Source organism: Pantoea sp. X-Soil-ISGK-285 (assembly GCF_059730815.1).
The window spans coordinates 722,051-742,691 of the sequence record NZ_AP035938.1 but is presented as its reverse complement, the minus strand read 5'-3'; the positions used below and the strand labels follow the sequence as shown (position 1 = coordinate 742,691).

Here is a 20,641-nt window from a genome sequence, read left to right as displayed (position 1 = left end):
ATTAACGCACCTTCAGCGTGGCCAGGCCAATCAGCACCAGCATTAGCGAAATAATCCAGAAGCGCACAATGACGCGCGGTTCCGGCCAGCCCTTAAGTTCATAGTGGTGATGGATCGGCGCCATGCGGAAAATACGCTGGCCGCGCAACTTAAACGATCCCACCTGCAGGATCACCGACAGCGTTTCAACCACAAATACGCCGCCCATGATCACCAGTAAAAATTCCTGACGCAGCAACACCGCAATGGTGCCCAGCGCGCCGCCCAGTGCCAGCGAACCCACGTCGCCCATAAAGACCTGAGCCGGATAGGTGTTGAACCACAGGAAGCCCAGCCCTGCCCCGACAATGGCGGTACAGACAATCACCAGCTCACCGGCGTGACGCAGATAGGGAATGTGCAGATATTCAGCAAACTTCACGTTACCGGTGGCCCAGGCAACCAGCGCAAAGCCCGCGGCGACAAAGACGGTTGGCATAATCGCCAGCCCATCCAGGCCATCGGTCAGATTGACCGCATTACCCGTTCCGACAATCACAAAGTAAGCCAGCAGCACATAAAACAGACCTAGCTGCGGCATGATGTCTTTGAAAAAGGGCACGACCAGTTGGGTCGCGGGGGTATCTTTACCCGCCGCATAGAGCCCGAACGCGACGCCCAGCGAAATCACCGACATCCAGAAATATTTCCAGCGGGCGATCAGGCCTTTGGTGTCTTTGCGTACCACTTTGCGGTAGTCATCGACAAAGCCGATGATGCCAAAGCCGATTAACACGAACAGCACGCACCAGACATAAGGATTCGACGGATATGCCCACATCAGCACCGAAATGGTGATGGAGGTCAGAATCATGATGCCCCCCATGGTCGGCGTGCCGCGCTTACTGAAATGCGATTCCGGGCCATCGTTACGGACGACCTGGCCAATCTGTAATTTCTGCAGCCAGGCGATCAGGCGCGGCCCCATCCAGAGAGAGATGAATAACGCGGTCAGCAGGCTGACAATGGCGCGAAACGTCAGATAGGAAAAGACGTTAAATCCCGAATAAAAAGCGACCAGATGCTCGGCCAGCCAAACTAACATGTTCCTTTCTCCTTTAAGCTCTGTACTACCTGCTCCATGGCGGCACTACGTGAACCTTTTATCAGGACGGTAATTTCTGAGTGTTCGGACAACAATTGACGCAAACGTTCAGTCAGCGCAGTCTTATCGCTGAAATGTTCGCCAACTTCACTGCTTTCACTGATGAAATGGCTGAATTTTCCGGTGCTCAGCACGCGATCAATGCCTGCGTCACGTGCCGCTTGCCCCACTTCGCGGTGACAACTTTCGGTCTCTTCACCCAGTTCCGCCATATCACCCGTGACCAGCACCCGGTAACCCGGCATCTCTGACAGGACCTGAACAGCTGCTGTCATCGAACCGACGTTAGCGTTGTAGCTGTCATCCAGCAGCAGCTGATGCGCAGAGAGGCGAACCGGGAACAAACGACCTGGCACCGACTGCAGGTTTTTCAGCCCCTGCTGAACGGCGCTAAGCGGTGCATCCACTGACAGAGCCAGTGCCGCCGCCGCCAGGGCGTTGGCGATGTTATGCCGACCCGGCAATGGCAGCACGATCTCAGCTTCGCCATGCGGCGTTATCATCACAAAATGAGTACCATCCTGAGCAATGCGGATATCACGGGCGGAGAATTCACACTCTGCCGCCTGCGGTGAGAAACGCCACACGGTTTTATCCTGCAGCGTGCGCTGCCAGTTGGGCCAGTCATTGCTCTCTGCGTTCAGAATCGCAATGCCGTGAGCCGGTAAGCCCTGGAAAATCTCGCCCTTGGCTTTAGCAACACCGGCCAGCGAACCAAAGCCTTCCAGATGCGCCGCGGCCAGGTTATTCACCAGCGCGCTTTCCGGTTGAACCAGTCCGGTGGTGTAGGCGATTTCGCCCTGATGATTCGCACCGAGTTCGATGACCGCATACTGATGTTCTGCGGTCAGCCGCAGCAGCGTCATCGGTACGCCATAATCGTTGTTAAGATTGCCTGCGGTGTAGAGCGTTTCGCCACACTCACGCAGAATCGCCGCCGTCATCTCTTTAACCGAGGTTTTGCCGGAGGAGCCGGTCAGCGCCACTACACGGGCGTTCGACTGCTGACGAACCCATGCGCCCAGCCTGCCAAAGGCGAGACGGGTATCTTCAACCACCACCTGTGGCACAGCGACAGGTAAATGCTTACTTACCAGCAGCGCCTGTGCGCCATTCGCAATGGCATCGCCGGCGAAGTCGTGCGCATCAAAGCGTTCGCCCACCAGCGCAACAAACAGGCTGCCCGCCGTGACTTTGCGGGTATCGGTGGTCACGTCACTCAGCGTTAAATCGCTGCCATGCAGCGTGCCGCCGGTGATCTCCGCCAGGGTTTTTAATGAAACCGGAATCATGCAACGCCTCCCAGCAGTGCCGCAACGGTGGCACGATCGGAGTAGTCGAGACGGCGATTGCCGATGATCTGATAATCTTCATGGCCTTTGCCAGCCACCAGCACGATATCGTCGGGCTGCGCCTGCATAATAGTGTTAGTGACCGCCTGCGCACGACCAGAGACCACGCGGGCGCGGCCTGGGTCCAGCAAACCGGTCAGAATATCTTTTACAATCGCCTGCGGATCTTCGCTGCGCGGATTGTCATCCGTAATCACCACCACATCCGCATATTGCTCAGCAATCGCGCCCATTAACGGGCGTTTGCCTTTGTCACGGTCACCGCCGCAGCCAAACAGGCACCAGAGTTTTCCTTTGCAGTGCAGACGTGCCGCTTCCAGCGCTTTTTCCAGCGCATCCGGGGTGTGGGCATAATCCACGACAACCGTCGGTTTTCCTGCGGCGCTGAACACTTCCATACGCCCGTTGACCGGCTGCAACTGCGGTGCAACGCTGATTAGCGTCGCCAGCGGATAATCCAGTGACAGCAGCGTCGCCAGCGCCAGCATCAGATTGCTGACGTTGAAGGCACCCATCAGCGGACTGTCGATTTCGCCGTTGCCCCAGCTGGAGCTGAAACGAATATGTGCGCCGTTATCGTGGTAATCCACCGCATCGGCTTTAAGCCAGCGCCCGTGGCAGCCCGGCTGGAGGTTATCCTCCATGGTGACCGCAACGGCATCAGGTAAGCGCGCCAGCCAGCGACGACCGACTTCGTCATCCGCGTTAAGAATCGCCTGCCCGACCTGATGCTCAGAAAAGAGCAGCCATTTAGCTGACTCATAGCTCTGCATATCACCGTGGTAATCGAGGTGATCGCGGCTGAGATTGGTGAAGACCGCTGCGGCAAACGGCAGCGCAGCGACGCGATGCTGAACCAGTCCGTGTGACGAGACTTCCATTGCGGTCAGGGTCGCCCCTTTTTCAGCCAGATCGTGCAGCAGATGCTGAACATCAACCGCTGAACCCGTGGTATTTTCTGCCGCCGCTAAGTGACCTACCAGCCCATTTCCGACGGTGCCCATCACCGCGCTGGTCTCACCCAGTAGCGTCGCCCACTGCGCCAGCAGCTGGGTGGTGGTGGTTTTACCGTTGGTGCCGGTGACGCCAATCAGCTTCTGTTTTTCGCCCGGCTGCTGATAAAAACGGCCTGCCAGGGCCGAAAGGCGCTGATGCAGCTGCGCCAGATAGATAACCGGTACGCCGTGCATTTCACGGATTTCGCCGTCGACCGCTTCACCCTCAGCTTCCGCCACCACAGCGGCAACGCCCTGCGCAATTGCCTGCGGAATGAAACGGCGTCCATCAACCTGATGGCCTGCAACAGCGACAAACAGATCGCCAGAAGCCGCAATGCGGCTATCCAGGGTCATGTCACGCAGTGGGCGCGCCGGCGCGCCTGGCACCCAGGGGCCGAGTAAATCGCGCAGGTTACGATCTGTCACTTGATTCCTCACTTCTGTTAGTCACCAGCTCATTCTTGTCATTGGTCGGTAACGCGTCCGGCTCGATGTTCATGGTACGCAGTACGCCACCCATGATGGCTCCAAATACCGGTGCAGAGACCGCACCGCCGTAATACTTGCCGGCCTGGGGATCGTTGATCACCACCACCAGCGCGAATCGGGGATGACTGGCAGGCGCGACGCCTGCGGTGTAGGCAATGTATTTATTGACGTAGCGTCCGTCCGGCCCGACCTTTTTCGCCGTACCGGTTTTTATCGCAATGCGATAACCCTTGATTGCCGCTTTGACGCCCCCGCCACCGGGCAGCGCCACGCTTTCCATCATGTGCATCACGGTTTTCACCAGTGACTCATCGAAAACGCGTTGTCCCGCGACGGGCGGATCCACTTTGGTGATCGACAGCGGGCGATTAATGCCATAGCTGCCAATCGTTGCGTAGACTCGCGCTAACTGTAACGGCGTTACCATTAGCCCGTAGCCGAAAGAGAAGGTGGCCCTCTCTATGTCAGACCACCGTTGTTTTTTAGGGTATAAGCCACTGCTTTCCCCGACCAGCCCCAAATTGGTCGGTTTGCCCAGTCCAAAGCGCGCGTAAGTTTCTACCAGCGCTGAGGAAGGCATCGCTAACGCCAGACGTGAAACACCGACGTTACTCGACTTCTGTAAAACCCCTGTCAGGGTCAATTCGTTGTAGCGCGCCACATCTTTGATCTCATGACCATTGACGCGGTACGGCACGGTATTCAGGACGCTGTTCTCTCTCACCACACCACGCTGCAACGCCGTCATCACCACCATCGGCTTCACGGTAGAGCCAGGTTCGAAAATGTCGGTGATGGCGCGGTTACGCATCAGATCTTTTGGCGTATTGCCGAGATTGTTCGGGTTGTAAGCCGGGCTGTTGGCCATCGCCAGCACTTCACCGGTATTGACATCCACCAGCACCGCCGTACCCGATTCCGCTTTGTTAAAGGCAACGGCGTTATTCAGTTCACGGTAAACCAGCGCCTGTAACCGCTCATCAATGCTCAGCGTCAGGTTATGAGCGGCCCGGCTGTCCACCGAAGAGATATCCTCGATGACCCGACCATACCGATCTTTGCGCACCGTCCGCTCGCCGGGTGCACCGGTCAGCCACTTATCAAAGCTCTTCTCGATGCCTTCAATGCCCTGCCCGTCGATGTTAGTAAAGCCAATGAGATGGGAGGTGACCTGCCCGGCAGGATAGTAACGGCGCGACTCTTCGCGCAGATGAATACCGGGAAGTTTGAGTTTTTTAACGTAGTCACCGATAGCCGGATTGACCTGGCGCGCCAGATAGACAAAGCGGCCTTTGGGATTGGCATTCACGCGGGCGGCCAGCTGATCAAGGGGAATAGAGAGCGCATCGGAAAGCGCCTTCCAGCGGCTGTCCAGCGTCACGCCGCCACCGGCGTGCAGCTCTTTGGGATCGGCCCAGATAGCGTTGACCGGCACGCTGACTGCCAGCGGGCGTCCGGCGCGATCGCTGATCATACCGCGTGAGGTGGGCACCGCCTGAACACGCAGCGAGCGCAGATCGCCCTCTTTTACCAGCTTGCCAGGATTGATCACCTGCAGCCAGGCCACACGTGACAGCAATCCACCCAGCGCCAGTAAAATACAGCCGCACAGCAACGCAAAACGCCAGCTTACAAAGCTGGCTTTATCTTCCGGTTTCTTCAATTTCAGCGTTCTGCCTGTGCCGCTCATTCGCTATCTGAGGTCCTTATTTCTGCACCACGATATTTTCTTGTGAAGGATCAACGTGCTGCAGTTGCAGCTTCTCGGTGGCGATGCGTTCAACACGGCTGTGATCGCCCAGTGCATTCTCTTCCAGGATCAGGTTGCGCCACTCGATATCGAGTGCGTCACGCTCCAGCACCAGCTGTTCGCGCTGCGCGGTTAACAATCGTGTTTTATGGGTGGTAGTCACCACCAGCACGGCAGAAACCACCACAGCGATCAGCAACAGCACCGGAATCTTGCCCTTTCGCAGCAGATCCCCGCCGATAACGGCAGGCAGACTGTGACGCTCATTACCGATCATGCGTCGGTTTTCTCCGCGATACGTAATACCGAGCTGCGCGCACGTGGGTTCTCAGAGACTTCAGCGTCACCCGGCGACATTTTGCCGAGCAACTTCAGTTCACGCCCACCCAGGGCTCGCAGCTGATGTTCAGTCATGGGAATCCCAGGCGGCACCTGCGGCCCGCGACTCTGATCGCGCATAAAGCGCTTCACCAGCCGATCTTCCAGTGAATGGAAGCTGATAACAGAGAGGCGGCCCTGCGGAGCCAGCACTTCAACAGCGCCTTTCAGGGCAATATCGATCTCTTCCAGTTCGCTGTTAATCCAGATACGAATCGCCTGGAAGCTGCGCGTGGCCGGATGCTTAAACTTATCTTTTACCGGCATGGCGATTGAGATCACCTCAGCCAGTTCACGGGTCCGGGTCATCGGCTGTTCGCGATTACGCTCGACAATGGCCCGGGCGATGCGTTTGGCGAATCGCTCTTCACCGTAGGTCTTCAGGACAAACGCGATATCCGCCTCTTCTGCGTGCAGCAACCATTCTGCGGCGGAGTGCCCGCGCGACGGGTCCATTCGCATATCCAGCGGTCCGTCACGCATAAAGGAGAAGCCACGTTCGGCGTCATCCAGCTGCGGTGATGAAACCCCCAGGTCCAGCAAAATGCCGTCAATCTTTCCGACCAGATCCCTTTCAGAGACATACTCTGCCAGCGCGGAAAAAGGGCCATGAATAATTGAAAAACGCGGGTCGGTGATCTCTGCGGCAGCGGCGATAGCTTGCGGATCACGATCGATGGCGATCAGCTTTCCCTTCTCTCCCAGCTGCGAAAGAATCAGGCGTGAATGGCCACCACGACCAAAAGTGCCGTCGATGTAAATACCGTCTTCCCTGATATTGAGGCCGTTAACCGCCTCATCCAACAGCACGGTGGTATGTTTGAAATTTTCCTGCATAGCTATAGCGACAAGTCCTGCAACCGCTCAGATAAAGGCTCCTGAGCCGACTGTTCTGCGTCAATATCGTCCCTGACTTGTTGATACCAGGTCTGTTCATCCCACAGCTCAAACTTATTGAACTGTCCAACCAGCATCACTTCTTTGGTTAATTTTGCGTGCTGCCGAAGCGTATTCGCCAGCAGCAGGCGGCCTGCATTATCCATCTGACATTCACTGGCATGCCCCAGCAGCAAACGCTGCACGCGGCGCTCAAGTGGATTCATACTGGAAAGGCGTGCCAGCTTTTTTTCAATGATTTCCCATTCGGGCAGGGTATAAAGCAACAGGCATGGCTGGTGGAGGTCGATGGTACAGACCATCTGCCCCTGAGACTCCCCAATCAGCAAATCGCGATATCGCGTGGGTACGGCGAGCCGCCCTTTGCTGTCGAGATTGACTAACGTTGCTCCGCGGAACATGCCAGTCTCTTCTCCTCATCACCCATTTACGCCACTTTATCCCACTTTTTACCACGAAACGAGTTTAAGGATCCCATGAAATCCTTGTCAAGCCGGAGCGGCAGGTGAATATCACTATTTACAGAGTGAAGAATTAATCTCTGGCGACGATATAAACGAATAAAAGGGGAAAGTAAAAATTAAGCCGATGAATACCTGAATAAAAAAAACGACCCGGGAAAAAACGACTAAAAATGAAACAATGTAAAGGGCTAAATATTAATCGTGGTTTCTGAGACAGCGGCGGCATTTTAGGGGATTTCCGAAAGGAAGCCCAGCGGCTTCAGGCCAGACGGGAAAGTAAGTTTGTTGAAGTTGTAAGCAGATAATAAAAATAACCCTTTCTGCTTTGTTAGATTTGATGAGCAGAATTTACGCTTTTTTACGTCGACCTGTTTATTTAATCAGTTAAATCGTTAAATAAAAGAGGCGGGCAGCGTAATACTGCCCGTGACTCATTTAACTTTTCGGCTTAATTGTCCGCGACGGTATAAATTACGGCGAATGCGGGTTAACCCGGGTTTTGGTTTTCTGGGTTCATCCAGCGAGGCTAAAACTAATTCCAGCACGCGCTCTGCCACGTCGCGATGACGCTGACCCACCGCCAGCACCGGACACTCAAGAAAGTCCAGTAATTCGTGGTCGCCAAAGGTGGCGATGGCCAGCTCGGTCGGAAGCCGTCCGTCTCGTTTCAGCGTCACATCCATCACACCCTGCAGCAGACCAAATGAGGTGGTAAAAAGCGCCTCCGGCATCGGGTGATCTTCAAGGTATTGTTCAAACAGTGCCGCGGCGGCTGTGCGTTCGAAGCTATTGCAGTAGATGTAGTCAATCGGCCGGGGATCGTCTTTCCATGCATCGCGGAAACCCAGCTCGCGCAGGAAACTTACCGACAGCTCGGGTAACGCACCGAGGAACAGCACATTTTTGACCTCAAGCTGACGCAGTTCAGCCGCCAGCATATGAGCATCGTCCTGATCGGCACCCACTACGCTGGTGAAATGTTCACGATCCAGCGCGCGATCTAACGCAATAATCGGCAGGGGATCGTTGATCCAGCGCTGATAAAAGGGATGCTCTGGCGGTAACGAGGTAGAGACGATGATCGCATCGACCTGGCGCTGTAACAGATGCTCAATGCAGCGCATCTCGTTATCGGGCTGATCTTCAGAACAGGCGATCAGCAGCTGATAGCCGCGCTGACGGGCCTGCCGCTCAAGATAGTTCGCAATACGGGTATAACTGGTATTTTCCAGATCGGGGATCACTAACCCAATAGAGCGCGTACGCCCGGCGCGCAGCCCGGCAGCCACCGCATTAGGGTGATAATTATGCTCACGTACCACCGCCATGACTTTCTCAACGGTTTTGTCGCTGACACGATACTGCCGCGCTTTGCCATTGATCACATAACTGGCCGTGGTGCGCGACACGCCTGCCAAACGCGCAATTTCATCCAGTTTCACGATAACCCCACCATCAAATCCGCTTTTACGGCAGAAATAGCCGCAGTTAAGCTATGGATAACTCATGGCTATCATCTAACAGCAGAAAAGTGCGCGGAGCAACCGCTTTTCTGAATGTAACTCGCCTGGCGCATAAAAAATAAAAAAACCCGGCATTTCGCCGGGTTAGGTGAGGATTGATGATGACGCTGCGTGATTAACGCATGATACGATCGCCGCGTGAAACGCCGACGATACCGGAGCGTGCCACTTCAACAATTTCGGCGACATCGCGAACGGTACTCAGGAAGGCGTCCAGTTTGTCACTGGTGCCTGCCAGCTGAACCGTGTACAGCGTCGGCGTCACGTCGATGATCTGACCGCGGAAGATCTCGGCGTTACGCTTCACCTCTTCACGTCCGTAGCCGCTCGCCTGAATCTTCACCAGCATGATTTCGCGCTCAACATAGGCGCCCTGCCCCAGCTCGGTGACGCGGAGCACATCCACCAGCTTGTGCAGCTGCTTTTCAATCTGCTCCAGCACCTTCTGATCGCCCACCGTCTGAATGGTCATCCGCGACAGCGTAGGATCATCCGTTGGTGCCACGGTCAGGCTCTCAATGTTATAGCCGCGCTGTGAGAACAGGCCGACGACACGGGATAATGCGCCGGATTCGTTCTCCAGCAGAACTGATAAAATACGACGCATAATTATGTCCTCTCCGTTTTGCTCAACCACATCTCATCCATGCTGCCACCGCGAATCTGCATCGGGTAAACATGCTCGCTACCGTCAACGGTGACATCTACGAATACCAGACGTCCCTTCGCCAGGGTTTCCAGCGCCAGCGCCAGCTTCTCTTCCAGCTCAGCCGGATGCTCAATCGCGATCCCGACGTGGCCGTAAGCTTCCGCCAGACGCACGAAGTCAGGCAGTGACTCCATATAAGACTGGGAGTGACGACCGGAGTAGATCATATCCTGCCACTGCTTCACCATGCCCAGCACCCGGTTATTCAGGTTCAGCACCAGCACCGGCAGATCGTACTGCAGCGCGGTGGAAAGCTCCTGAATGTTCATCTGGATACTGCCATCGCCCGTTACGCAGATGACTGTTTCATCCGGCAGCGCCATCTTCACGCCCAGCGCAGCAGGCAGGCCAAAGCCCATGGTGCCCAGACCACCGGAGTTGATCCAGCGACGCGGTTTGTCGAAAGGATAATAGAGCGCAGCAAACATCTGGTGCTGGCCCACATCCGACGTCACATATGCATCGCCTTTGGTCAGACGGCTGATGGTTTCAATCACTGCCTGCGGCTTGATTTTGTCGCTGGTGCGATCAAATTCCAGGCAGTGACGACTGCGCCAGCCCTCAATCTCCTGCCACCAGTCGTGCAGGCTCTCAGCGCGCTGGCTTTCGCTTTGCGCCAGTAACTCCAGCATCTGCTGCAGTACCTGCTTCGCATCACCGACAATCGGGATATCCGCCGCCACCGTCTTAGAGATAGAGGTCGGGTCGATATCGATATGCATCACCGTGGCGTTGGGACAATACTTCGCCAGGTTGTTGGTGGTGCGGTCATCAAAGCGCACACCGATACCAAAAATCAGGTCGGTGTTGTGCATGGTCATGTTGGCTTCGTACGTGCCGTGCATACCGAGCATGCCAACGCACTGACGATGAGTGCCAGGGAACGCGCCCAGGCCCATCAGCGAGGTCGTCACCGGAATGTTCAGGCTTTCGGCCAGCTTTAACAGTTCTGCTTCGCAGCCTGCGGTAATGGCACCACCACCGGCATAGATCACCGGCTTCTTCGCGGCCAGCAACGTGGTCAGCGCACGCTTAATCTGACCTTTATGGCCCTGAATGGTCGGATTGTAGGAGCGCATGCTTACCGTTTCCGGCCAGTGATAAGGCAACTTGTTGGCCGGATTCAGAATATCTTTCGGCAGATCGATCACCACCGGCCCCGGACGTCCGGTGGAAGCCAGCCAGAACGCCTTTTTCAACACGGTTGGGATCTCTTCGGTACTTTTCACCAGGAAGCTGTGCTTCACTACCGGACGAGAGATGCCGACCATGTCGCACTCCTGAAAGGCGTCATAGCCAATCAGCGACGAGGGAACCTGACCCGAGAGGATCACCAGCGGAATCGAGTCCATATAGGCGGTGGCGATACCGGTAATCGCATTGGTTGCGCCGGGTCCGGAGGTGACGAGCACCACGCCGACTTCACCAGTGGCGCGCGCCAGGCCGTCAGCCATGTGCACCGCACCCTGCTCATGACGCACCAGAATGTGATCGATACCCCCGACGGTTTGCAGCGCATCATAGATATCCAACACTGCGCCACCCGGATAACCGAATACCTGCTTAACGCCCTGATCGATTAACGAACGGACGACCATTTCGGCTCCTGACAACATCTCCATCTTCTGCCTCCAGGCTTGCGGACCCGGCTCTGTTAATACGCCCGTTAACGCGTACCACATAGCCCCGGTGCCTGCTTTGCCAATCAAAATCTTATGTTTATGCATGACAGCGGAAACAACTGCCGCTGTCCGGTTACAGAGAAATCTGTTGAGTTTATTTTTCTGAGAGTAGGTCGATTACCATAACCGCAGTTAACCGGGCAGGCAAACCGCAAACCCACGTAAATTAAAAGGCAGGGGCGTAAAGGCTCTGCCCGATAAGAATTGGCTGCGCGGATTAAACTAATTACGCGGCAGAACCGCAGAGGAAAATGCTGATTAATAAATTATTTTCAGCGTGATCTAAGAAATAACGAAAACTTATTACCCGACTGCCCTGGCCCACAATCGCCTGACACTTTTCTTTTCTGGCGTAATTAACCAGTAAATCGCTGAGACGCATTCGATTATGCTAAAGAGCAGGTGATATATCCTGCGTCCCCGTAAGGCACCTTCCTGATAAAATCTTTTATTTTCAATAAAATAAAATGAAACCCACGCAGAATCAGTGCTCATTCCCGGGTCGATTACCTCCGCAGTCACTACGGCGCTGTTCATTACGCTGCCTGACCGTTAAATAACAGAATATCTTCCTCTGGCACCACTAAGAATACCCCTGCATTGAAGGTTGACATCCCTGAGTGATTCCAGTACCAATATGTACAGCACAACATTTTATAAGGTTTGAATCCATGTTTCGTTCTGTTCGCCTTCTCGGTCTACTACTAAACGCACTCAGCTTGCGCGGTAGACTTGTGGGCGGAATCAAACACTGATTCAAACCTGCTGAAAGTTAAAAACCCGCGCCTGTCGCGGGTTTTTTTATGCTCGTTGCCAGGCCAGAAAAAGCATAAGGATGATTACGATGAGCCAGCAAGTCATTATTTTCGATACCACTCTGCGCGACGGTGAGCAGGCATTACAGGCCAGCCTGAGTGTGAAAGAAAAATTGCAGATTGCTTTAGCGCTGGAGCGCATGGGCGTGGATGTGATGGAAGTCGGTTTCCCGGTCTCCTCACCGGGCGACTTTGAGTCTGTGCAGACCATTGCGCGCACCATTAAAAACAGTCGGGTTTGCGGTCTGGCACGCTGTGTGGAAAAAGATATTGATGCGGCGTACGAATCACTGCGCGTTGCCGAAGCCTTCCGTATTCATACCTTTATCGCTACCTCACCGATGCACATCGCCACCAAACTGCGCAGCACGCTGCCGGAAGTGATTGAGCGTGCGGTGCATATGGTGAAACGTGCGCGTAATTATACCAGCGACGTTGAGTTCTCCTGCGAAGATGGCGGCCGTACCCCGATTGATGACCTGTGCCGGATGGTAGAAGCCACGATTAACGCCGGTGCCACCACCATCAACATCCCCGATACCGTTGGCTACACCCTGCCAGGCGAGTATGCCCACATCATCGGCGAGCTGATGAATCGCGTTCCTAACATCGACAAAGCAATTATCTCTGTTCACACCCACGATGACCTGGGTATGGCAACGGGCAACGCCCTGGCTGCCGTACAGGCGGGCGCGCGTCAGGTGGAAGGAACGATGAATGGCCTGGGTGAACGTGCCGGTAACTGTGCGCTGGAAGAGGTGATCATGGCGATTAAAACCCGCCAGCAGATCATGAACGTGCATACCAATATCAATCATCAGGAAATCTACCGTACCAGCCAGATGGTCAGCCAGATCTGCAACATGCCGATCCCGGCGAACAAGGCAGTGGTCGGCTCTAACGCCTTCGCTCACTCCTCGGGTATTCATCAGGATGGCGTGCTGAAGAACCGCGAGAACTATGAAATCCTGACGCCGGAATCGATCGGCTTACACAAAATCCAGCTGAACCTGACCTCACGTTCTGGCCGCGCGGCGGTAAAACATCGCATGGAAGAGATGGGCTATGCCGAGCAGGATTACAATCTGGATACGCTGTATGACGCCTTCCTGAAACTGGCCGATAAAAAAGGTCAGGTTTTCGATTACGACCTGGAAGCGCTGGCCTTCATCAACAAGCAGAATGAAGAGCCGGAACATTTCCAGCTGCACGAATTTAACGTCCAGACCGGTTCCAGCATCACCGCCACCGCCTCTGTCAATCTGGGCTGCGGCGATGTCGCTAAATCGGATGCAGCCACCGGTAACGGCCCGGTTGACGCGGTCTACCAGGCGATTAACCGTATCACCCAGTTCGACGCTGAGCTGGTTAACTACAAGCTGACCGCGAAAGGCCACGGCGAGAATGCGCTGGGTCAGGTCGATATCGTCGTGAGCTACAACGGCCGCAAGTTCCACGGCATTGGTCTGGCGACCGATATTGTGGAGTCCTCCGCCAAAGCGATGGTCAACGCTCTGAACAATATCTGGCGTGCCCGTCAGGTTGAACAAGAATTGCAGCGCAAATTTAAAGATCAGAAGGAAACCGTATAACCATGTCCAGCTCATCTCATATCGCAGTTTTACCCGGTGATGGTATCGGCCCGGAAGTGATGGCGCAGGCTATGAAAGTGCTGGATGCCATTCGTCAGCGCTTTGATATGCAGATCACCACCCAGGAGTATGCGGTCGGCGGCATTGCTATCGATCAGCATGGTGAACCCCTGCCACCCGCAACGGTTGCAGGCTGCGAGCAGGCCGACGCAATTCTGTTTGGTTCCGTTGGCGGCCCGAAATGGGAACACTTACCGCCGGCATCGCAACCGGAGCGCGGTGCGCTGCTGCCGCTGCGCAAACACTTTAAGCTGTTCAGTAACCTCCGTCCGGCTGCACTCTACAGCGGACTGGAGGCGTTTTGCCCGCTGCGCGCCGACATTGCTGCCAAAGGTTTCGACATTCTGTGCGTGCGTGAACTGACCGGCGGCATCTACTTTGGTCAGCCGAAAGGACGTGAAGGCAGCGGCCCGGAAGAGCGTGCATTTGATACCGAGGTTTATCACCGTTTCGAAATTGAGCGCATCGCCCGCATCGCGTTTGAATCGGCGCGCAAACGCCGTAACAAAGTCACCTCGGTTGATAAAGCCAACGTGCTGCAGACCTCCGTGATGTGGCGTGAAATCGTCAACGAAGTGGCCAAAGAGTACCCGGACGTGCAGCTGAGCCACATCTATATCGACAACGCCACTATGCAGTTGATCAAAGACCCGTCGCAGTTTGACGTGCTGCTCTGCTCCAACCTGTTCGGCGATATTCTCTCTGATGAGTGCGCCATGATTACCGGCTCGATGGGGATGCTGCCTTCCGCCAGCCTGAATGAAGCGGGCTTTGGCCTGTTTGAACCCGCGGGTGGCTCGGCGCCGGATATCGCCGGTCAGAATATTGCCAACCCGGTCGCCCAGATCCTGTCACTGTCGCTGCTGCTGCGTTACAGCCTGAATGCCGATGAGGCTGCCGACAGTATCGAACGCGCCATCAGCCGTGCGCTGGAACAGGGCTACCGCACCAAAGATTTAGCCGGTGATGGTCCAGCGGTCAGCACAGATGAGATGGGCAGCATCATTGCTCGCTTTATCGCCGAGGAAAAATAAAAAAATGAAAACCTTATACCAGAAGTTATTTGATGCACATGTCGTCCATGAAACGCCAGAAGAAACGCCGTTACTCTACATTGATCGCCATCTGATCCATGAAGTGACCTCGCCCCAGGCCTTTGATGGTCTGCGCGCCCACGGACGTAAAGTCCGTCAGCCGGGCAAAACCTTTGCCACTATGGATCACAACGTTTCTACGCAGACCAAAGATATCAATGCATCGGGCGAGATGGCGCGTATCCAGATGCAGGAGCTGATGAAGAACTGCGCTGAGTTTGGCGTACAGCTGTATGACCTGAATCATCCGTTCCAGGGCATCGTCCACGTTATCGGTCCTGAGCAGGGCATGACGCTGCCGGGCATGACGATTGTGTGCGGCGACTCGCACACCGCCACGCACGGTGCGTTTGGCTCCCTGGCCTTTGGTATCGGCACCTCTGAAGTTGAACATGTGTTTGCTACCCAGACCCTGAAACAGGGTCGGGCAAAAACCATGAAGATTGAAGTGCTGGGCCAGGCGTCAACCGGCATTACGGCTAAAGATATCGTGCTGGCGATCATCGGCAAAACCGGCAGCGCAGGCGGAACCGGCTATGTGGTCGAATTCTGCGGTCCGGCGATTCAGGCGCTGAGCATGGAAGGTCGTATGACCCTGTGCAACATGGCGATTGAGATGGGTGCGAAAGCGGGCCTGGTGGCACCGGATGAGACCACCTTCAACTATCTGAAAGGTCGTCAGTTCTCGCCGCAGGGTGAGAAATGGGAGCAGGCCGTTGATTACTGGCGCACCCTGAAGTCTGACGAAGGCGCGAAATATGATGCGGTGGTAACGCTGCATGCTGAAGAGATTGCACCGCAGGTCACCTGGGGCACCAATCCGGGTCAGGTTATTGCCGTTGATCAGGTGATACCAAATCCGGCCTCGTTCGCCGATCCGGTTGAGCGCGCCTCAGCCGAAAAAGCCCTGGCCTACATGAACCTGCAGCCAGGCATCAAACTGACTGATGTGGCGATTGATAAAGTGTTTATCGGCTCCTGCACCAACTCACGCATCGAAGATCTGCGTGCCGCCGCCGCCATCGCCAAAGGCCGCAAAGTCGCACCTGGCGTGGTCGCCATGGTGGTACCGGGTTCCGGCCCGGTGAAAGCGCAGGCCGAAGCGGAAGGTCTGGACAAAATCTTCCTGGAAGCGGGCTTTGAATGGCGTCTGCCAGGCTGCTCAATGTGTCTGGCGATGAACAATGACCGCCTGAATCCGGGTGAGCGTTGCGCGTCAACCAGCAACCGTAACTTTGAAGGCCGTCAGGGCCGTGGTGGACGTACCCATCTGGTCAGCCCGGCGATGGCCGCGGCGGCTGCCGTAACCGGCCACTTTGCCGACATCCGTGAACTGACGACAGGAGCTTAAGTCATGGCGAATAAATTTACTCAGCACACCGGCATTGTTGCGCCGCTGGATGCCGCGAACGTCGATACCGACGCGATCATTCCTAAGCAGTTTTTGCAGAAGGTCACCCGCACCGGTTTTGGACAGCATCTGTTCCACGACTGGCGCTTTGAAGATGACGCGGGCACCGTGCCAACGCCCGGCTTTGTGCTGAACAAGCCTGAGTTCAAAGGCACCAGCATCCTGCTGGCGCGTGAAAACTTTGGCTGCGGCTCTTCACGTGAGCATGCGCCCTGGGCACTGACCGATTTTGGTTTTCACGTGGTGATTGCGCCGAGCTTCGCGGATATCTTTTATGGCAACAGCTTCAACAACCAGCTGCTGCCGGTGAAGTTAAGCGAAGAGGAAGTGGATGAGCTGTTCAGACTGGTTGCGGACCAGCCCGGCATCAGCTTTACGGTAGACCTGGAAGCGCAGACGGTCACCGCTGGCGATAAAGTCTATTCGTTCGAGCTCGACAGCTTCCGCCGCCACTGCATGATTAACGGCCTGGACAGCATCGGCCTGACGCTGCAGCACGAAGCCTCCATTTCGCAGTATGAGCAGAATCAGCCCGCCTTCCTGCGCTAATTGAGTAAAATCAGGGCGACATTGGGTCGTAATGCTGATCAGTTAAGATTAGATTTGTAAAGGCTGTCACGGTCAAACGTGGCAGCCTTTTTTCTGGCCGAGCAAGCCGCAGTGCGGGCCAGCGCACCTCTGCTGCTGCCGGGCCGTCCTCGCGCCGCTCACGCGGTACCTTCGGCTTTGACGTCGTGCCGACGAACCGTTCGGGGATCGGCCCTCCCTGGCCGGCCCCGACCTGTCCACGCTTCCCGGCGTGGACTTCTGGCCCACCGTCACGCCTCAGCGCTGCGGATAGCCCTTTCAGCAGCAGAGGCGCTCAGGCCTCCACTCTCGTGCCCTTTTTAACAGTACGCACCAGAAGCTTAAGAGCAGACTGGTGGCGATCAGGAGCAGGCAATCCGCAGCGCTGAACAGAATGAGTCTGCCAGGAGAGCCCGCAGGACGCGGGCGAAAGGCGGGGCGGCACAGGATGTGCCATCCCCGACGGTCCGTCAGGCAGGCGAATGAAGTGAAGGAACCGCGCAGCGGCGCGAGGACCGCCAGCCCCTGAGCGGCACCAGACTGCGTTATCACCTGTCGCTTAACTGGCTGGCATTACGACATCGGGTCGCCCTTCTTCTTTATACGTCGCGCACCCGTGCCGACATCACCAGCGCCACAATAGCCAGCCCGAATGCCAGCCAGTAAACCGCCTCATGTCCCAGTCGCTCACTCAGCGTGCCCTGAATAACACCAGCCAGAATCATGCCGGTCGAGATCGAGTTGGTGAACATGGTGGTCACCGCACCAGGCCGTCCTGGCATCAGATCCTGAAACCACAGCATCCCTATGCCAGCAATAATCCCGACAAACACCGCGTTAAACAGCTGCAACACCATCAGCGACGTGCGGGAATTGAACAGCACCAGCCCCAGATAAAACAGTACGCCAGCCGCCACCGCGATCAGCATTAACCGGCGCTTGCCGATACGCCGCGCGTAATGTCCGGCCAGCAGCATCACCGGGATCTCCAGCCCTGCCGCCGTCCCCATCAGCAGACCGGCCAGCTTCTCGGGCAGGCCCAGCGTGGTGCTGATATAGAGCGGCATATCGATGATATACATAGTGTTGCAGGTCCACATCGCGACTGAGGCCAGGAACAGTAAACGCACATCCCGATCGCGCCAGCCACTTAGCGGCAGCCCGCCGCTTTGCATCAGAGGCTGCGAACGTGGCACCGACGGCACGGTGAACCAGACCAGCAGGATACAGATCAGAAACAGCGCGGCGGCCACCATAAATAGCGTCACAAAGCCGTAGTTCAGTGCCAGCGCGAAGGAGAGCGGCGGCCCAATCACCCACGCCAGCGACAGCTGTGCACGCATCACCGAACTGAACATCACCGCTTCACGCGCCGACTGATCGGCATATTCCCGCGCCAGCGCAAACAGCTGAGGCATTGAGACGCTGGCCAGCGCCGACAGCAGCACGCCCAGCGTCAGCAACGTCAGATAGTGGCGGGTAAAGGCAAACAGCAGCGCATTGACCAGCGCCATCAGGCAGCAGAAGAGAATGATATGACGACGATCGCCGACGCTGTCAGAGCGCTTTGCCACCAGCATGCTCACCACGATACCGGCCACCGCATTGATGGTGAAAAACAGTCCGACCCAGAAGGGCCGCGCCTGCACCTCGCGCGTCAGAAACAGGCTGAGCGTCGGCGCCTGCAGTGCGCCCGCGATGCCCAGCATGAACGAGGCGACCATAAAAGCGAGGTAAACCGGATTGATGCGGCGCTGCCGCGTTAACAGCGATTTCATACCGAAATCCCTTACAGAACAAACAGAGGGGAAAAAGAAGGGTAGACGATACCGCGCAACATGAAAAAAGCCAGCAGAGATCATCTGCTGGCGGTGTAAATGCACCCTACTCAGAAAAGCACTCCGCTGAACAGCGAAGTCAGGGTCGAACGCCATTCAGTGCTGAATGCCTCCCGCTCTTCCCATAACGTAAAGTTTGCTCTTAAAATAGGGCAAGAAAAACAGAGCGCTTTTCATCGGGAGTTCCTCTTTTATGTCCTCATCACGTCTGAAGCAGCAGTTCATTCGCCTGTGGCAGAGCTGTCAGGGGCAAACGCAGGAGATTACCCTTAGCGAACTGGCTGACCTGCTGCACTGCTCGCGCCGCCATATGCGCAATCTGCTCAACCGGATGCAGGCCGCGGGCTGGCTAATCTGGCAGGCGGAAGCCGGACGCGGCAAGCGTTCACAGCTTACCTTCTGCTATACCGGACTGGCTTTGCAGCAGCAGCGTGCCGAGGATTTGCTGGAGCAGGATCGCATCGATCAGCTGGTCCAGCTGGTGGGCGATAAAAATCAGGTACGGCAGATGATCGCCGCGCATCTGGGCCGCAGTTTCCGTCAGGGCAAGCATATCCTGCGGGTGCTCTACTATCGTCCGCTGCTCAATCTGCTGCCCGGTTCGCCGCTGCGGCGCTCCGAAACCCACATTGCGCGACAGATTTTCAACGGCCTGACGCGGATAAATGAGGAAAACGGGGAAATCGAGCCCGATATTGCGCACCACTGGCAGCAGACTTCCCCGCTTCACTGGCGCTTTTTTCTGCGTCCGGCGATTCGCTTTCATCACGGCAGAGAACTGGAAATGGAGGATGTGCTGGCCACGCTTGAGCGTCAGCGCCCTCATCCGCTCTTTTCCCATATCGAGCAGATCGACTCGCCCGCGCCCTGGACGCTGGATATCCGCTTAAGCCAGCCCGATGAAGGGTTGCCCTGGCTGCTGGGCAGCGTCAGTGCGATGATCCTGCCGCGCGAATGGCCGACGCTGCACGATTTTGCCCGCCAGCCGGTTGGCACCGGTCCTTACCGGGTGATCCGCAATCAGGAGAGTCAGCTGAAGATCGAAGCGTTTGATGACTATTTTGGTTTTCGCGCCCTGATTGATGATGTCTCGATCTGGGTACTGCCCGACATCAGCGATGAGCTGGTCTATGCCGGTGTCCGTCTGCAGGGCGACGGAGCCGATGAGGTTCAGGAGGAGAGCCGCCTTGAAGAGGGCTGCTACTATCTGCTGTTCGACCAGCGTTCAGAACAGGGACGCAACGAGGCGGTCCGGCGCTGGGTCAGCTACCTGTTTAATCCTATCGCCCTGCTCAATCACGCCGGTGTCGGCTACCAGCGCTACTGGTTTCCGGCGTATGGCCTGCTGCCGCGATGGCATCACCGGCGCGACCTGACGCCAGTGGAAAAACCGCCCGGCTTAACCCACCTGACGCTGACCTGGTACAGCCAGCACGTGGAGCATGAAGGCATCGCTAACGCGCTGCGTCCGCTATTGGCAGAACATGGCGTCACGCTGGAGACCCGCGAGATCAGCTACGAAAGCTGGTATCAGGGCGAAGCGGAAAGTGATATCTGGCTTGGCAGCGTGAACTTTACCCTGCCGCTGAATTATTCTCTGTTTGCGCAGCTTTATGAGATCCCGTTGCTGCATCACTGTCTGCCGATCGACTGGCACAGCGATGCGGCCCGCTGGCGCGAGAAAACGCTGCCGCTGGCCGAATGGAGTAAACAGTTAGTCGAAGAAGCGGGTCTTCATCCGCTGTTTCACCACTGGCTGTTGCTTGAAGGTCAGCGCAGCATGCGCGGCGTTCGGATGAATACGCTGGGCTGGTTTGATTTTAAATCCGCCTGGTTCGCGCCACCCGCGCTGTGAGGCTTTCGCCCCGGCGCTGAAAT

At 56.2% G+C, this 20,641-nt stretch carries 17 protein-coding genes; 6 read left to right on the top strand and 11 right to left on the bottom strand.

Going from position 1 to position 20,641, the window contains the following annotated elements; translation table 11 throughout:
* Position 1: 1 nt before the first annotated feature.
* The 10 genes from mraY to ilvI all read right to left on the bottom strand — a co-directional run bounded on the left by mraY (position 2) and on the right by ilvI (position 11,326).
* On the bottom strand, positions 2–1,084 hold the full coding sequence (gene mraY / locus AC6I8B_RS03355; RefSeq protein WP_003854755.1) for a phospho-N-acetylmuramoyl-pentapeptide-transferase: 1,083 nt from the start codon (positions 1,082–1,084) through the stop codon (positions 2–4).
* On the bottom strand, positions 1,078–2,436 hold the full coding sequence (gene murF / locus AC6I8B_RS03350; protein WP_010671823.1) for a UDP-N-acetylmuramoyl-tripeptide--D-alanyl-D-alanine ligase: 1,359 nt from the start codon (positions 2,434–2,436) through the stop codon (positions 1,078–1,080). Before murF ends, mraY begins: the two co-directional genes overlap by 7 nt.
* The gene (murE, locus tag AC6I8B_RS03345; RefSeq protein ID WP_010671822.1) at positions 2,433–3,920 is read right to left on the bottom strand and encodes a UDP-N-acetylmuramoyl-L-alanyl-D-glutamate--2,6-diaminopimelate ligase; all 1,488 of its coding nucleotides are present in this window, start codon (positions 3,918–3,920) and stop codon (positions 2,433–2,435) included. The genes murF and murE overlap by 4 nt, the downstream gene beginning before the upstream one ends.
* On the bottom strand, positions 3,907–5,673 hold the full coding sequence (locus tag AC6I8B_RS03340) for a peptidoglycan glycosyltransferase FtsI (protein ID WP_010671821.1): 1,767 nt from the start codon (positions 5,671–5,673) through the stop codon (positions 3,907–3,909). The genes murE and AC6I8B_RS03340 overlap by 14 nt, the downstream gene beginning before the upstream one ends.
* A gap of 16 nt (positions 5,674–5,689) precedes the next feature.
* Positions 5,690–6,010: a cell division protein FtsL gene (gene ftsL / locus AC6I8B_RS03335; protein ID WP_003854764.1), complete on the bottom strand. Its 321-nt coding sequence runs from the start codon at positions 6,008–6,010 to the stop codon at positions 5,690–5,692.
* Complete coding sequence (gene rsmH, locus AC6I8B_RS03330) at positions 6,007–6,948, bottom strand: 16S rRNA (cytosine(1402)-N(4))-methyltransferase RsmH (RefSeq protein WP_010253859.1); 942 nt, start codon at positions 6,946–6,948, stop codon at positions 6,007–6,009. The genes ftsL and rsmH overlap by 4 nt, the downstream gene beginning before the upstream one ends.
* 2 nt (positions 6,949–6,950) lie before the next feature.
* Positions 6,951–7,409 (bottom strand): division/cell wall cluster transcriptional repressor MraZ, encoded by a 459-nt coding sequence (gene mraZ / locus AC6I8B_RS03325; RefSeq protein ID WP_009092149.1) that lies wholly within the window; start codon positions 7,407–7,409, stop codon positions 6,951–6,953.
* 494 nt (positions 7,410–7,903) lie between these two features.
* Positions 7,904–8,914, bottom strand: a complete 1,011-nt coding sequence (gene cra, locus AC6I8B_RS03320) for a catabolite repressor/activator (RefSeq protein WP_010253851.1) — start codon at positions 8,912–8,914, stop codon at positions 7,904–7,906.
* 196 nt (positions 8,915–9,110) lie between these two features.
* Complete coding sequence (gene ilvN, locus AC6I8B_RS03315; protein ID WP_003854770.1) at positions 9,111–9,602, bottom strand: acetolactate synthase small subunit; 492 nt, start codon at positions 9,600–9,602, stop codon at positions 9,111–9,113.
* Between the two features lie 2 nt (positions 9,603–9,604).
* Positions 9,605–11,326, bottom strand: coding sequence for an acetolactate synthase 3 large subunit (ilvI, locus tag AC6I8B_RS03310; RefSeq protein ID WP_010253846.1), 1,722 nt, complete (start codon positions 11,324–11,326; stop codon positions 9,605–9,607).
* Between the two features lie 731 nt (positions 11,327–12,057).
* Here ilvI and leuL point away from each other — a divergent pair.
* The 5 genes from leuL (at position 12,058) to leuD (ending at position 16,907) form a co-directional block, all read left to right on the top strand.
* Positions 12,058–12,141 carry a leu operon leader peptide gene (gene leuL / locus AC6I8B_RS03305; protein WP_099257765.1) on the top strand — a complete coding sequence of 28 codons (84 nt, stop codon included), beginning with the start codon at positions 12,058–12,060 and terminating at the stop codon, positions 12,139–12,141.
* 89 nt (positions 12,142–12,230) lie between these two features.
* The gene (leuA, locus tag AC6I8B_RS03300) at positions 12,231–13,793 is read left to right on the top strand and encodes a 2-isopropylmalate synthase (protein WP_010253843.1); all 1,563 of its coding nucleotides are present in this window, start codon (positions 12,231–12,233) and stop codon (positions 13,791–13,793) included.
* 2 nt (positions 13,794–13,795) lie between these two features.
* Positions 13,796–14,887 carry a 3-isopropylmalate dehydrogenase gene (gene leuB / locus AC6I8B_RS03295; protein WP_022625403.1) on the top strand — a complete coding sequence of 364 codons (1,092 nt, stop codon included), beginning with the start codon at positions 13,796–13,798 and terminating at the stop codon, positions 14,885–14,887.
* A gap of 4 nt (positions 14,888–14,891) precedes the next feature.
* Positions 14,892–16,298 carry a 3-isopropylmalate dehydratase large subunit gene (gene leuC / locus AC6I8B_RS03290; protein WP_010671818.1) on the top strand — a complete coding sequence of 469 codons (1,407 nt, stop codon included), beginning with the start codon at positions 14,892–14,894 and terminating at the stop codon, positions 16,296–16,298.
* A 3-nt stretch (positions 16,299–16,301) separates the two neighbouring features.
* Complete coding sequence (gene leuD / locus AC6I8B_RS03285; RefSeq protein ID WP_010253835.1) at positions 16,302–16,907, top strand: 3-isopropylmalate dehydratase small subunit; 606 nt, start codon at positions 16,302–16,304, stop codon at positions 16,905–16,907.
* Positions 16,908–17,524: 617 nt separating this feature from the next.
* Here leuD and AC6I8B_RS03280 read toward each other — a convergent pair.
* Entirely contained in the window at positions 17,525–18,703 is a 1,179-nt protein-coding gene (locus tag AC6I8B_RS03280; protein ID WP_497817587.1) for an MFS transporter, read from the bottom strand.
* A gap of 253 nt (positions 18,704–18,956) precedes the next feature.
* Between AC6I8B_RS03280 and sgrR the strand changes: the two genes are divergently transcribed.
* Positions 18,957–20,618 (top strand): HTH-type transcriptional regulator SgrR, encoded by a 1,662-nt coding sequence (gene sgrR, locus AC6I8B_RS03275; RefSeq protein WP_010671817.1) that lies wholly within the window; start codon positions 18,957–18,959, stop codon positions 20,616–20,618.
* The last annotated feature ends 23 nt before the right edge of the window (positions 20,619–20,641 follow it).

Coding starts and splice junctions, on each gene's coding strand:
- mraY (WP_003854755.1), bottom strand. CDS start 1,084: ATGTTAGTTTGGCTGGCCGAGCATCTGGTCGCTTTTTATTCGGGATTT.
- murF (WP_010671823.1), bottom strand. CDS start 2,436: ATGATTCCGGTTTCATTAAAAACCCTGGCGGAGATCACCGGCGGCACG.
- AC6I8B_RS03340 (WP_010671821.1), bottom strand. CDS start 5,673: ATGAGCGGCACAGGCAGAACGCTGAAATTGAAGAAACCGGAAGATAAA.
- ftsL (WP_003854764.1), bottom strand. CDS start 6,010: ATGATCGGTAATGAGCGTCACAGTCTGCCTGCCGTTATCGGCGGGGAT.
- rsmH (WP_010253859.1), bottom strand. CDS start 6,948: ATGCAGGAAAATTTCAAACATACCACCGTGCTGTTGGATGAGGCGGTT.
- mraZ (WP_009092149.1), bottom strand. CDS start 7,409: ATGTTCCGCGGAGCAACGTTAGTCAATCTCGACAGCAAAGGGCGGCTC.
- ilvN (WP_003854770.1), bottom strand. CDS start 9,602: ATGCGTCGTATTTTATCAGTTCTGCTGGAGAACGAATCCGGCGCATTA.
- ilvI (WP_010253846.1), bottom strand. CDS start 11,326: ATGGAGATGTTGTCAGGAGCCGAAATGGTCGTCCGTTCGTTAATCGAT.
- leuL (WP_099257765.1), top strand. CDS start 12,058: ATGTTTCGTTCTGTTCGCCTTCTCGGTCTACTACTAAACGCACTCAGC.
- leuA (WP_010253843.1), top strand. CDS start 12,231: ATGAGCCAGCAAGTCATTATTTTCGATACCACTCTGCGCGACGGTGAG.
- leuB (WP_022625403.1), top strand. CDS start 13,796: ATGTCCAGCTCATCTCATATCGCAGTTTTACCCGGTGATGGTATCGGC.
- leuC (WP_010671818.1), top strand. CDS start 14,892: ATGAAAACCTTATACCAGAAGTTATTTGATGCACATGTCGTCCATGAA.
- leuD (WP_010253835.1), top strand. CDS start 16,302: ATGGCGAATAAATTTACTCAGCACACCGGCATTGTTGCGCCGCTGGAT.
- AC6I8B_RS03280 (WP_497817587.1), bottom strand. CDS start 18,703: ATGAAATCGCTGTTAACGCGGCAGCGCCGCATCAATCCGGTTTACCTC.
- sgrR (WP_010671817.1), top strand. CDS start 18,957: ATGTCCTCATCACGTCTGAAGCAGCAGTTCATTCGCCTGTGGCAGAGC.